We start from the raw sequence: 13,017 nt of genomic DNA, 5'->3' as shown, positions 1-13,017 counted from the left end.
GGATATTCATTAGGGATATGGAGGGTAACAAATTGTTTCTATTTTGTGATTGTTTAAGGTAGATAGGCCATCATCTCTGGCGGTATAACAGAGTAGGGATTGTAAGTAAGGGTATATACATATTAGGAGGTGTCATCATGAAATGGACGAAAAAGATTCATAAGACGACAATAACCGCCCTCTCGGCGACGCTTATTATGGTATCAGGCTGGAGTGCACCAGTAAGTTCTGTACATGCTGCGGCTGCACCAGCACCAGCGACTTGCGGCACAGGAGATCACGGCTTGCTACAGGCCCTGCAAAACAAGCACTCAGGTGATATATCCACACCGCTTAGCTTTTCTGATGTTCAGTTTTTGAAAGGGAATACCGGACGGGCAGCAGGTAATGGATTTATGATTGGTACCTCTGACGGAGGCTGCCATTTTCAAGAGATCTATCAAGGCCAATGGAGCTTCAAACAATTCGATTTTCCCGATAATGTACATGGCTTTGCTCTTGCTTCTGTAGAGGAGGGGCAGGCTCAATATTTAATCGGTACCTCTAACGGTGGCTCGGAGTGGAAGAGACTTTCGAACAAAGCCGTCAGCTTTGAAAGAATAAATTTTATCGATAGTAAGAAAGGTTTTGCTTATGAGAGAGCCGCAACGTATCACACCAAAGACGGGGGGCTGAGCTGGAGTAAGATTTCCACCCCACCCAATACAAGAGGTGCTTATTTTAGTGACCGGAATACCGGCTGGGCGGTTGTAATCGTGCCGGGAAGCGGGTATCGGGTAATGAAGACCACAGATGGAGGGGCAACTTGGAGCCTTTCACTTAAGGCGGCTTTTGCCGAGCCCGAGTTTGGACAAATCTCCGCTAAGGGAGATCAGGTCGCTGTAGTGCTCTATGGCGGTACGGGGATGAGTCAGACCTCCTACTCGCTGTATGAAAGTGCGAACAGGGGGAAAAGTTGGAATCGTGTGATCGCTCAGGAAACTGCGGGCGGCGGACCTGCGCCAGGAAGTGGCAAGGCTGAATTCAATAAAGGGCCAGCTGCTGGCAAACCTGGGAACCTGCAGCTTGTGGGAAACAGCACCTCCTTTTTAGTGGGGTTTTCCCCAGCAGCAGAGAAAGTGGCGGTTGGACGCTCTTATAACGGCGGTAAGCAATGGACTAATCTTCCGGCGCTCGCTGGTTATGAGGGGGTAATCTCCTTCACTAGTAATAAAGAGGGCTGGCTCGCCATCCGTGAGCTTGATTACTCTTCCTTGTATGTGACCAAAGACGGCGGAGCTTCATGGGAACGCAGGTTTTCTTTGAAAGTGATGACCCAATAATTCTTTACAGTGCAAGAATATAAGTTCCGATGTATTGTGAAAATCGCAAATAGACAGCAGAGCAGCGATTCTCCGGATACTTGGAGAATCGCTGCTCTGTATTTTTGTCGTTGGTATCTTTGCTTGCTTCAATAGTACCCTTATCAGTGCCCTAATCAGATCCCTCATCCTCGGAGGGTTACGGACCCAGATGACGTTATTTGCAAATTTTCGGCCTTTGGGATAGAGTTTCGGACTCCAGTAACACTATTCTCTAGAAAGAGGTTCACATGGGTTGTTTTTTAGGCTAATAGCGACTATGAAGTCCGTTATCGCACCAAATATGGAATCATACTGCGCATAGGGTCATTTATGTCCGATAGGTGCTTGGTAGGTGCAAATATTATCGAAGTAAATGATATACATAGAGAATGGACGTTCAAAGTGTGCTTTTAATCATCAATATGGTAATATTTTATGTGCTTATGAAGATATGCTTGATTCTGTATTGAAATGCTTCTTTGAACTGGATTATAGTGTACAATGGGAAAGCGAAATAGGCCTTTGATTAATATAAAAATGTTTAAGCTTTGCCATTAGACGTTTTTCTTATGCAGAATGCAGAGGCTTGCAGAATGGAGGAACGTGTGATGCCTGAAATACAGTCTGACAAATATGATGTCTCTATTACGCTCGTGAGCCTTCAAGATGGTCAGCGAAATGTTATGGAAGCGAATGGAGAAGTAACATCCAAAGGACCGCATCTATATATTCAATATGAAGAATTAGAGCAGGGTCCTCGCGGGGAGGAAGTTTCTGTTCGTACAACGATAAAGATTGCAGGTAATCAACTGAAGCTAATCCGCCATGGCGGGATTCAGTCAGAGCAGAGCTTTGAAGCTGGACGGCGTCTGCCAGGATTCTACCGCTCGCCATATACGCAGTTCAATCTTTCTACGGAAACGAACAAGCTGGAAGTTGTGCGCGAAGGGCGCTCTTTAACGGTTGCCTGGGAATATGATTTGTACGTTTACGAGGAATTGACAGGAAAGTTCGCTATTAGTTTGCATATACAGGAGGAACCGAAATTATGACACATAGTAAGAATCCGTTAGAGCTTGTAAATGAACGGGTAAAAGAAGCCATCGCCGATGCGATTGTGAATGCTGGGCTGGTTGCACCGGAAGAGGTTCCGGATATTGTACTGGAAGTACCAAGAGATAAGGCGCACGGTGATTTGGCTACGAACGCTGCTATGCAGCTGACCAAAATTGCTAAACGTAATCCACGCCAGATTGCTGAAGCTATTATTGAGCATTTGGATACGAGCAGAGCTTCTATTGAGAAAGCGGAAATTGCAGGACCAGGCTTTATTAACTTTACCCTGTCTAAGAACTACTTGTACCCAATCATCAGCCTTGTTGCTGAGCAGGGGGATGACTATGGCCGTATTAATCTGGGTCAAGGTCAGAAGGTTGAAATGGAGTTCGTCAGTGCCAATCCAACAGGTAGCCTACATTTAGGGCATGCCCGTGGTGCTGCTGTCGGTGATGCGCTGTGTAATGTGCTTGATTATGCAGGTTATGAGGTGACCCGGGAATATTATATTAATGATGCCGGTAACCAAGTAGCTAATCTGTGTAAATCCATTGAAACCAGATACCTGCAGGAGCTGGGTCAAGAGGCAGAAATGCCGGAAGATGGTTACCATGGTGAGGATATTAAGGGTTTTGCGAAGGAGCTTGTGGCAGAAAAGGGCGATACCTTGCTCGAGATGAGCCCTAGTGAGCGCGCTGCTTTTTTCCGGACCTATGGACTTAATAAAGAGTTGGATAAAATCAAACGTGATCTAGGTCTTTTCCGTGTAAACTTCGATATCTGGTTCAGTGAAACCTCGCTGTATGAGAACGGAGAAGTACTGCGTTCGCTGGACGAGCTCCGTGATCGTGGAGAAGTGTATGAGCAAGATGGGGCAACCTGGCTGCAAACGACAAAATACGGCGATGATAAAGACCGTGTCTTGATCAAAAATGACGGCACATATACCTACCTTACCCCGGATATTGCTTATCACAGCGATAAGTATGGCCGCGGTTACGATAAAATGATTAACATTTGGGGCGCTGATCACCATGGTTATATTCCGCGGATGAAGGCGGCAATGTCAGCCCTTGGCAATGATCCTGAGAAGCTAGTGGTTCTGATTGCTCAGATGGTCAGCCTGTTCCAGAATGGTGAAAAGGTCAAAATGTCCAAACGTACCGGCAAAGCGGTTACGATGGAAGATTTGATGGAGGAAGTAGGAATCGATGCGATTCGTTATTTCTTCACCATGCGCAGCATGGATTCTCATCTTGATTTCGATATGGATTTGGCGATCTCTACTTCTAATGAAAATCCTGTATTCTATGTTCAATATGCGCATGCCCGTATTTGCAGTATTTTCCGTCAGGCAGAGGAGCAAGGGATTTCTATCCCTGATTACGCTGAAATTGACTTCTCCAAGCTGACAGCAGTGCATGAATATGACCTGCTGCGAAAAATTGGTGAGCTCCCGGCAGAAATCGCTGTTGCGGCTGAAGGTTATGCTCCACATCGCCTCATCCGTTATGTATATGAGCTGGCTGCGATGTTCCACAGTTATTACAAAGCTGAACGTGTAATTACTGAGGATGCTGCTCAAACCGTGGCGCGTCTTGCATTGCTTGGCGCAACGCGTACTACTATTGCCAATGTACTGCGTCTTGTCGGAGTTTCTGCACCGGATCGCATGTAAATCAACAGCAAACGACAAAAAATCCGCCTTCCGGTTTCCTGGGGGCGGATTTTTCTTTGATGCCGTTCCTCGCACCGGCATCAGCTGCGCTCACGTCAGAGTGACCCACCCGGTGCCCGGGCGGGGTCTACACGTTCGCGGAGACCGAACGCTTCGCCCTTACTCCTGCTCTCAGCAGTCGCAGGGCATCGGCAGAGCCGCCGCCTAGGGATGCGCGGCGTTGCCCCTTGCGTAGCCGCACCGGGGACGCGGTGCGGCGCAAGAGCAGCTTCAGCTCCCTTGGCGTGAGGCCCGGTCGCAGTGCGAGCAGCAGTGCGGCGGCTCCCGTGACATGCGAGGTCGCCATGGAGGTGCCGCTCATTTCTTTGTAGCCCTCCTTCAGCCAGCAGGAGGGCACGCCTTCGCCGGGCGCGTATACATCGATATATGAACCGCGATTGCTGAAGCCGGCAACCCGGTGTCTTTTATCGATGGCGCCCACGGCTATCGTCTCGGGATAACGTGCGGGATAGTCCCCGCCACGTTTGCCGTCATTCCCAGAGGAGGCAATGACGGCGATTCCGGCCCGATATGCTTTTATAACCACATTGTGGAGCGCCTTGCTTCTAGTCTTCATTCCAAAGCTCATATTAATGACGTCGATTCGGTTCTGCACACACCAATCAATACCTAGCACAATATCGGACACATATGCTGATCCACTATGATCAAAGGCCTTGACTGGATATAGCAGCGCTCGCGGCGCCACTCCCATCATTCCGCGATTTCCCCCTGCTGCCGCTAAGGTTCCGGCGATATGAGTTCCGTGCCCGTTATCATCCAGCGGCAGCATCCCGCGGTGTAGTAGGTTGACTCCAGAGGCTAATGAATGCTTCAGATCGGGATGACGGTAATCCGCGCCGGTGTCAATGACGCCGATTTTGACGTGAACTCCGGTTGATTTAGACCATGCCTGAGGAGCATGAATCGCTTTCACCCCCCAAGGGAGGGCGGCGATTCCGCTCTTTTCGTTAGCTATAGAATGAATTTGAATCTGCAGATCGTCTTCGACGTTTAGAAGGTCTGCAAATCGGTTCATCAGCTTTCCGGCGGCAGCGGGCACGAAGAAGGCCCGAATCAGCGGAGATGCCTGTACTTGACGCAGCTCGGGCTGCTTTGCTTTTAGAGCCTTCCATTGGGAGAAAGCTCCGGCATACTGGCGGGGATCGTTGAAGGTAAGAATACGCCGCTCACCATTTTTTGGGGCAACCGATATTTCTTCAAGAAGCATGTTCCAAAATTTGTAATAGTCCATAGGTTTCGCTGTCCCCCCTCGGTGCCCTGCTGCCATATTGTATGAGCGGAGGGAGGGGTCCGAATGGGAACTTGCCCTTTTTTAAGGAAATGGGCTGCCCAGCGTGTCAAAAGACGGCGCTTTACATAAAATAAACAGAAGAGATTAAAACTCTCTTTGTAACATCCCGTAAGGAGCCGATCCTTGGCGTGGATACAGTCATGCGCGGAGGTCTTCCTCCGCCTTTTTAAATCCCATTTCTAAAAACTTTGGGTGCGGCGACCCTTGCTACAATTACATATCAACTCTTCTTGATGAAGACAGGTTTCCTGTATGGATAATAAGCAGGAGGCTTTTTCTGTTGGGCGGTTCTTGCATTTGACTTGCATTTTGTTGTTAAATAGGTTTTACTTAGTTTTGTTAATGGATATTATTGAAATAAACCGTAATGTGAACAATGCGTGAGAGGAAGTGTCCTTTAGTGAGTACGCCACTCAATTTAAAGCTAGACCCTGAGAAAGTTAAAGAAATGCCAATGGTGGATCTTGCCTTTCTGGTGCTTAAAGCAGCCAATACACCGTATTATTACCGTGATCTGATGGTCGAGGTAGCCAAGTTACGCGGTATGACCGATCAAGAAAGCCAAGATACTATTGCCCAGTTATATACCGAGATTAACATTGACGGGCGTTTTGCCTGTGTCGGAACCAACCTTTGGGGACTGAAACGCTGGTATCCTCTAGAGCGCTCCGATGATCCGGTTGGTAACACTAAACGGGTGCGCATCATCAACGATGAAGACGATGATTTGGAAGATGACGATTTTGCTGATGAAGAAGAAAACTACACAGCTGAAGAAGAGGATTTCGACGCTATCGATGAAGATCGCGACGACCTCTATTCTGACGACGACAGCGAAGAAGAAGTCGACGAAGATGTCGTGATCGATGAAGATGACATAGACGAAGACGATACGGACGAAGACGATGCAGAAGATAGCGACGATGAAGATTCCGAGGATGACAAGTAAGATCAATAATCAGAAGAGTCTTGTCTGTGGCATAATTCCTCCCTTGACAGTGGGGGATCGTCAGAGTAAACTATTGCATGGGCTTATCATGTAAGTTAATAAACGTGTTTTCTAAAATAAAAAGTGCCCCGGTTCTACGGGTGTCACTTTTTTGTTTTTTTAGATGCAAAGTAGCTGTAGATTAATGGAATTTGCGGGATGACGTTTTATGTTTTCCCCGGTGAATTAAACTTTTGATTTCCCCTGTTTTGATGATAGTAAAACGGGTTACGATAAACACCATGTGCCGCTTTTATGTTTGGACTTTATTTAGGAGGGTTTTACAGTGACAAAGTATATTTTTGTAACGGGTGGCGTTGTGTCTTCCCTGGGTAAAGGCATTACCGCCGCTTCGCTGGGCAGGCTGCTCAAGAACAGAGGTCTAAAGGTAACGATTCAGAAATTTGATCCGTATCTTAACGTAGACCCTGGAACAATGAGCCCTTACCAGCACGGAGAAGTCTTCGTAACGGATGACGGTGCAGAGACTGACCTTGACCTTGGGCACTATGAACGGTTTATTGATATCAATCTGTCGAAGAACAGCAATGTGACGACAGGTAAGATCTATTCATCCGTAATCAGCAAGGAACGTCGTGGAGAGTACTTGGGTGGAACTGTACAAGTTATCCCGCATATTACGAATGAGATCAAAGAACGCGTGTTCCGCGCGGGCCGCGAGACTAACTCTGATGTTGTTATCACAGAGATCGGCGGTACTGTAGGGGATATTGAAAGTCTTCCGTTCCTGGAAGCGATTCGTCAAATCAAGAGTGATATTGGCCGGGAAAATGTGATGTATATCCACGTAACCTTGATTCCTTATATTAAGGCTGCTGGAGAAGTGAAGACGAAGCCGACACAGCATAGCGTTAAAGAGCTGCGCAGTATCGGTATTCAACCGAATGTCATCGTGTGCCGTACGGAATATGAGCTTTCCGCAGATATGAAAGCCAAAATCGCACTCTTTTGCGATATTGATGCTAATGCTGTTGTGGAATGCCGCGATGCTTCGACGTTATATGAAGTTCCATTGAACCTTCGTGATGAAGGATTGGACGAGATTGTTGTTAATCATTTGAAGCTTACAACACCTGCGCCAGATATGCGCGAATGGGAAAGTATGCTTAGCCGGATTCAGAAATTAGAGAAGACAGTAGAAATAGCAATTGTAGGTAAGTACGTAGCACTGCATGATGCTTATTTGAGCGTTGTTGAATCACTTTCACACGCAGGTTTTGCTGCGAATGCAGAGGTTAAGATCCGCTGGGTGAACGCAGAGGAAATTACGGATGAGAACGTGGACGAAATGCTGCGTGGCATTGGCGGTATTCTTGTTCCTGGTGGTTTCGGTGATCGGGGAATCGAAGGTAAAATCTCCGCTATTCGTTATGCCCGTGAGCAATTGATACCTTTCTTTGGTATTTGCCTTGGAATGCAGGTTTCTGTAATTGAGTATGGCCGTTCTGTTCTTGGACTACAAGGTGCAAACAGCTCCGAAATCGATCCAAATACACAATATCCATTGATTGATTTGCTTCCTGAGCAAAAAGATATTGAAGATATGGGTGGCACTATGCGTCTTGGGTTGTATCCTTGTAAGATTATTCCGGACTCTCTGGCAATGTCTTGCTATGATGATGAACTGGTATATGAGCGTCATCGTCACCGGTATGAGTTCAACAATACTTATCGTGATGAAATTGAAAAAGCGGGACTGGTTATCTCCGGAACTTCTCCGGATGGCCGTCTAGTTGAGATCGTAGAGCTTCCAGAGCATCCGTGGTTCCTCTCGGTTCAATTCCACCCGGAATTCACTTCACGTCCGAACCGTCCGCAACCGCTATTCCGTGAATTTGTCAAAGCCTCTTTGACGCATTCCGAGCAGCAGTAATTTATACACAGACAGAAAGAACCCATCGGTTCTTAAATAGTCTAAGAGAGCCTTCATCCGAAGGCTCTCTTTTTGTATTACCCTTTAATAGAAATATTGTAACTGACATTTATTTCATTTTAGACTCTTTATTTACCCATTTTATCCAATTAGCAGGATTTGGACAGTAAAGCACGAATAATAGGTTTCGTATGGAGTAGTTTCTAAAGGGGCCGGTCGCTGTGGAGAGCGCGGTATAGTCAATCTGCCTTAATTTCTGGGAGGGTATCGTATGGAAAAGAAGAAAGTATTAATTGTCGATGATCAGAACGGGATCCGGATTCTTCTTATGGAAGTGTTCAATAGTGAGGGATATACAACATTTCAAGCGGCTAACGGAAAATTGGCATTAGACATTGTTCGCAGCGAGTCACCCGATTTGGTCTTACTCGATATGAAAATACCGGGAATGGATGGACTCGAGATCCTGAAGCATCTAAAGGAGATCAATCCGTCCATTAAGGTCATTATGATGACGGCATATGGTGAACTGGACATGATTAAGGAGGCGACCAAGCTAGGGGCGTTAATGCATTTTACAAAGCCGTTCGACATAGACGAAATGCGCGTAGCGGTAAACATGCATCTTCATAACAAGTCTGTGGATCAATGCAGTTAGAACGGTGATTTCTGTATCGGTCCTATTTCGCGTGGTGACTCCGAAGAGGATGAGTCTAATTGCTATATGGGCTGGATAAAAATCGTCCCACCGGGACATTTTTTTGTTTACCCTATTTAGTATTTGACACAGGATGTGCTATAATAAGCCTGTATGTGATGTCGGTTTAAAAACATAGCCAACCAACATTCTTAGGAGGATGAAACCATGCCATTAGTATCTATGACAGACATGTTGAACAAAGCACTTGAAGGAAAATATGCAGTAGGTCAGTACAACATTAACAACTTGGAGTGGACTCAAGCTATTCTTGGTGCCGCTGAACAAGAAAAATCACCAGTAATCCTTGGTGTATCTGAAGGCGCAGCACGCCACATGGGCGGCTTCACTACTGTTGTTAAAATGGTTGAAGGTCTAATTATTGACATGAATATCACTGTTCCTGTAGCTATCCACCTTGACCATGGATCTAGCTTTGATAAATGTAAAGCAGCAATTGATGCTGGATTTACATCCGTAATGATCGACGGTTCCCATCACCCAATCGATGAGAACATCGATATGACTAAAAAAGTCGTTGAATATGCTCACGCTAAAGGCGTTTCTGTAGAAGCTGAAGTAGGTACTGTTGGTGGACAAGAAGACGACGTTATCGGCGGCATCATGTATGCTAAGCTTGATGAGTGCGTACGTATTGTGAAAGAAACAGGTATCGACACCCTGGCTCCTGCACTTGGTTCCGTTCATGGACCTTACCATGGCGAGCCTAACCTCGGATTCAAAGAAATGGAAGAAATCCGTGACGCTACTAACATCCCAATGGTTCTTCATGGTGGTACAGGTATTCCTGAACATGACATCAAGAAAGCCATCTCCCTGGGTACTTCCAAAATCAATGTGAACACTGAGAACCAAATCGTGTTCGCAAAAGTGGTTCGCGAAGTTCTAGCTGCTAAACCTGATGCTTACGATCCACGTACATTCATCGCACCAGGTCGCGATGCAATCAAAGAAACCGTTATTGGTAAAATTCGCGAATTTGGATCCAACAACAAAGCCTAATCATTGTAGCTTCCGCCTCAGGTGGACAAGCAATTTGTTAAAGGATAGGGCTATTACTCTGTCCAGTTGAATAGTTTGATGAGGAAAGCACACCGCTTAGCCGGTGTCTTTCCATTTTCATCACTAAAAGTCCACAGCACGTATTGCCCACCCAGCTGCAATACACGTAGGGGGAAATTGATAAATCTATGGAAAAATTAATGATTGGCGGTGGACGTCCGCTAGAGGGCGTTGTAACCATCAGTGGAGCAAAGAATAGTGCCATTGCGCTTATTCCTGCGGCAATTTTGGCCGAATCTGAAGTTGTTCTGGATAATTTACCGTCCCTTAGTGATGTAGCCGTTTACTCCGAAATCTTGCAAGAGCTTGGCGCTAATGTATCCTGGTCAGGCAATCAGATGAGAATTGACCCTTCACGTATTGTATCTATTCCAATGCCCAATGGGCCGGTTAAGAAACTTAGAGCTTCGTATTATATGATGGGAGCTCTGCTTGGAAGATTCAAAGAAGCGACAATAGGTCTTCCTGGTGGCTGTAATTTTGAACCTCGTCCAATTGATCAACATATCAAGGGATTCGAGGCTTTGGGAGCAACAGTTACCAACGAACATGGTTCTATCCACTTATATGCAAAAGAGCTACGCGGTGCGAAGATTTATCTGGACGTATCAAGCGTAGGTGCCACTATAAACATCATGCTGGCGGCTTCACGAGCCAAAGGCTCTACAATTATTGAAAATGCGGCTAAAGAGCCTGAGATTATAGATGTAGCTACCCTATTGAACTCTATGGGCGCTGTTATTAAAGGCGCTGGTACAGAAACCATCCGGATCGAAGGGGTCTCGGAAATGCACGGTTGCCGTCATTCCATTATTCCCGATCGGATTCAAGCAGGAACTTATATGATTGCCGCTGCGGCTACGCGTGGTAATGTGTTGATAGATAATGTTATTCCTAAGCACTTGGAAGCCTTAACAGCCAAGCTTTTAGAGATGGGCGTGGATATTGAAGAGCTTGATGAAAGTATCCGAGTTATAGGTAGAGCTAATTATGAACATGCAGATGTTAAAGCACTGACCTATCCTGGATTTCCTACAGATTTACAATCTCCTATGACAAGTATGCTGACACAGGCAGAAGGGGTTAGTGTGCTTAGCGATTTCGTCTACAGCAACCGCTTCAAGCATGTGCCAGAGTTGGTAAGAATGGGCGCAAAGATTCGTGTTGAGGGCCGATCTGCAATTATTGAGGGCAGTAAACTTAATGCTGCAAAAGTAAAGGCAGCTGATCTGCGTGCGGGTGCAGCCCTTGTCATTGCCGGGTTAACAGTAGAGGATGGTATTACAGAAGTGACCGGCGTAGAGTATATTGATCGTGGTTATGATAATTTAGTGAGCAACCTTCGGCAACTTGGTGCTCATGTTTGGCGTGAGAATGAATAATATTAGGATATCCCGCTTGGAAGGAGTATTAATTTGCGGACAAACCGCATATTTCCTTCCATTTGGGGTAATACTAACCTAATGAGCATTTTAATAGAATCATATTTTTGCCTAGTAGATAGACTAGGAAGAACTCATTTAAAAATTGAATAGGTGGTTATTACATGGATCTTCAAATTTCCGATCTGGAAGAAATGAAGCTGACCGAGTTATATAAGCTGGCCAAGAAATACCAGATTCCTTATTACGGACAGCTGAAGAAACGGGAACTGATCTTTGCGATCCTTCGGGCACAGGCAGAGCAGAGCGGTCTCATGTTTATGGAAGGCGTACTAGAAATTTTGCCTGAGGGCTATGGATTTCTTAGGCCGATTAACTATTTGCCCAGCGCTGAAGATATTTACATCTCAGCTTCACAAATTCGTAAGTTTGATCTCAGAAGCGGAGATCTTGTGTCTGGTAAATGTCGGACACCAAAAGAAAATGAACGATATTTTGGCCTGCTTCAAGTCAATGCCGTTAATGGCGAGAACCCTGCTAGTGCAGCGGAGCGTCTTCATTTTCCAGCATTAACACCACTTTATCCGCAAGACAAGCTACCGCTTGAAACATCCCCTACTCATTTGTCTACCCGAATAATGGATTTGCTCGCTCCTGTAGGATTGGGGCAGCGGGGTTTGATTGTAGCACCTCCAAAAGCAGGAAAAACGCTCCTCTTAAAAGAAATAGCCAATAGTATTTCCACTAATAATCCTGAGATTGAGCTCTTTGTATTGCTGATTGATGAACGTCCTGAAGAAGTAACCGATATGCAGCGTTCTGTAAAAGGCGAAGTGGTTGCATCGACGTTTGATGAGCTTCCAGAGAATCATATTAAAGTGGCTGAGCTTGTGTTGCAAAGGGCACTTCGTTTAGTTGAGCACAAGAAGGATGTAGTTATTCTTTTGGATAGCATTACGCGTCTGGCGCGTGCTTATAATCTGGTGGTTCCACCATCTGGACGTACACTTAGCGGGGGGATTGACCCGGCGGCTTTTCACCGGCCGAAGCGGTTTTTTGGTTCTGCACGGAATGTGGAAGAAGGCGGCTCATTAACTATTTTGGCAACAGCATTAATAGATACTGGCTCGCGTATGGATGATATTATATATGAAGAATTTAAGGGTACCGGTAATATGGAGCTTCATTTGGACCGCAAATTGGCGGAACGCCGGATATTCCCAGCTATCGATATTCGTCGTTCAGGTACACGTCGCGAAGAAGTGCTCTTGAGCAAAGAAGAACTGGATACGATTTGGGCGATTCGCAAAAATATGAACGAATCCTACGATTTTGTGGAGGGATTCATCAAAAAGCTGCGTGATACGAAGACTAATGCTGAGTTCTTGGCATCCTTTGACGTTGCTGGGGCAAAAACAACACCAAACGGGACTGCAAGTAACGGGGGCACCTCCAACAGTGGTACAGCTGCTCGTCGTACCACGCGGGCGAAGACACCTTCAGTACCTACAACTTGAGAATTGATAATAAGAGGAGACTAAC

At 46.0% G+C, this 13,017-nt stretch carries 10 protein-coding genes; 9 read left to right on the top strand and 1 reads right to left on the bottom strand.

Annotation, left to right across the window (positions count from 1 at the left end; genetic code table 11):
* Window positions 1-137: 137 nt before the first annotated feature.
* The 3 genes from MHH49_RS09370 (at window position 138) to argS (ending at window position 4,077) form a co-directional block, all read left to right on the top strand.
* Window positions 138-1,322 carry a sialidase family protein gene (locus MHH49_RS09370; protein WP_052096708.1) on the top strand — a complete coding sequence of 395 codons (1,185 nt, stop codon included), beginning with the start codon at window positions 138-140 and terminating at the stop codon, window positions 1,320-1,322.
* A gap of 629 nt (window positions 1,323-1,951) precedes the next feature.
* On the top strand, window positions 1,952-2,395 hold the full coding sequence (locus tag MHH49_RS09365) for a DUF1934 domain-containing protein (RefSeq protein WP_036679946.1): 444 nt from the start codon (window positions 1,952-1,954) through the stop codon (window positions 2,393-2,395).
* Entirely contained in the window at window positions 2,392-4,077 is a 1,686-nt protein-coding gene (gene argS / locus MHH49_RS09360) for an arginine--tRNA ligase (protein WP_036679944.1), read from the top strand. The genes MHH49_RS09365 and argS overlap by 4 nt, the downstream gene beginning before the upstream one ends.
* Before the next feature lie 127 nt (window positions 4,078-4,204).
* On the opposite strand, the gene MHH49_RS09355 is transcribed toward argS, so the two are convergent.
* Window positions 4,205-5,371, bottom strand: coding sequence for a S8 family peptidase (locus tag MHH49_RS09355; RefSeq protein ID WP_076297126.1), 1,167 nt, complete (start codon window positions 5,369-5,371; stop codon window positions 4,205-4,207).
* A 460-nt stretch (window positions 5,372-5,831) separates the two neighbouring features.
* On the opposite strand from MHH49_RS09355, the gene rpoE reads away from it, so the two are divergent.
* From rpoE to rho, 6 genes are all read left to right on the top strand, one after another.
* Window positions 5,832-6,380 carry a DNA-directed RNA polymerase subunit delta gene (gene rpoE, locus MHH49_RS09350; RefSeq protein ID WP_038568074.1) on the top strand — a complete coding sequence of 183 codons (549 nt, stop codon included), beginning with the start codon at window positions 5,832-5,834 and terminating at the stop codon, window positions 6,378-6,380.
* 325 nt (window positions 6,381-6,705) lie between these two features.
* The gene (locus MHH49_RS09345) at window positions 6,706-8,313 is read left to right on the top strand and encodes a CTP synthase (RefSeq protein WP_036679937.1); all 1,608 of its coding nucleotides are present in this window, start codon (window positions 6,706-6,708) and stop codon (window positions 8,311-8,313) included.
* Window positions 8,314-8,584: 271 nt separating this feature from the next.
* A complete protein-coding gene (locus MHH49_RS09340) occupies window positions 8,585-8,971 on the top strand; it encodes a response regulator (protein WP_036679935.1) in 387 nt (128 codons plus the stop codon).
* Window positions 8,972-9,178: 207 nt separating this feature from the next.
* Window positions 9,179-10,033, top strand: a complete 855-nt coding sequence (fba, locus tag MHH49_RS09335) for a class II fructose-1,6-bisphosphate aldolase (protein WP_036679934.1) — start codon at window positions 9,179-9,181, stop codon at window positions 10,031-10,033.
* A gap of 188 nt (window positions 10,034-10,221) precedes the next feature.
* Complete coding sequence (locus MHH49_RS09330; protein WP_036679932.1) at window positions 10,222-11,475, top strand: UDP-N-acetylglucosamine 1-carboxyvinyltransferase; 1,254 nt, start codon at window positions 10,222-10,224, stop codon at window positions 11,473-11,475.
* Window positions 11,476-11,639: 164 nt separating this feature from the next.
* Window positions 11,640-12,992 carry a transcription termination factor Rho gene (rho, locus tag MHH49_RS09325; RefSeq protein WP_036679930.1) on the top strand — a complete coding sequence of 451 codons (1,353 nt, stop codon included), beginning with the start codon at window positions 11,640-11,642 and terminating at the stop codon, window positions 12,990-12,992.
* Window positions 12,993-13,017 lie beyond the last annotated feature (25 nt).

The sequence above is a fragment of the Paenibacillus sp. FSL F4-0122 genome (assembly GCF_038002845.1).
GTDB classification, from domain to species: domain Bacteria; phylum Bacillota; class Bacilli; order Paenibacillales; family Paenibacillaceae; genus Paenibacillus_AQ; species Paenibacillus_AQ odorifer.
This window is presented reverse-complemented; position numbering and strand designations above follow the sequence as displayed.

Bases quoted from the DNA above. Each gene is read 5' to 3' on its own strand.
- MHH49_RS09370 (WP_052096708.1), top strand. From the start codon at position 138: ATGAAATGGACGAAAAAGATTCATAAGACGACAATAACCGCCCTCTCG.
- MHH49_RS09365 (WP_036679946.1), top strand. From the start codon at position 1,952: ATGCCTGAAATACAGTCTGACAAATATGATGTCTCTATTACGCTCGTG.
- argS (WP_036679944.1), top strand. From the start codon at position 2,392: ATGACACATAGTAAGAATCCGTTAGAGCTTGTAAATGAACGGGTAAAA.
- MHH49_RS09355 (WP_076297126.1), bottom strand. From the start codon at position 5,371: ATGGACTATTACAAATTTTGGAACATGCTTCTTGAAGAAATATCGGTT.
- MHH49_RS09340 (WP_036679935.1), top strand. From the start codon at position 8,585: ATGGAAAAGAAGAAAGTATTAATTGTCGATGATCAGAACGGGATCCGG.
- fba (WP_036679934.1), top strand. From the start codon at position 9,179: ATGCCATTAGTATCTATGACAGACATGTTGAACAAAGCACTTGAAGGA.
- MHH49_RS09330 (WP_036679932.1), top strand. From the start codon at position 10,222: ATGGAAAAATTAATGATTGGCGGTGGACGTCCGCTAGAGGGCGTTGTA.
- rho (WP_036679930.1), top strand. From the start codon at position 11,640: ATGGATCTTCAAATTTCCGATCTGGAAGAAATGAAGCTGACCGAGTTA.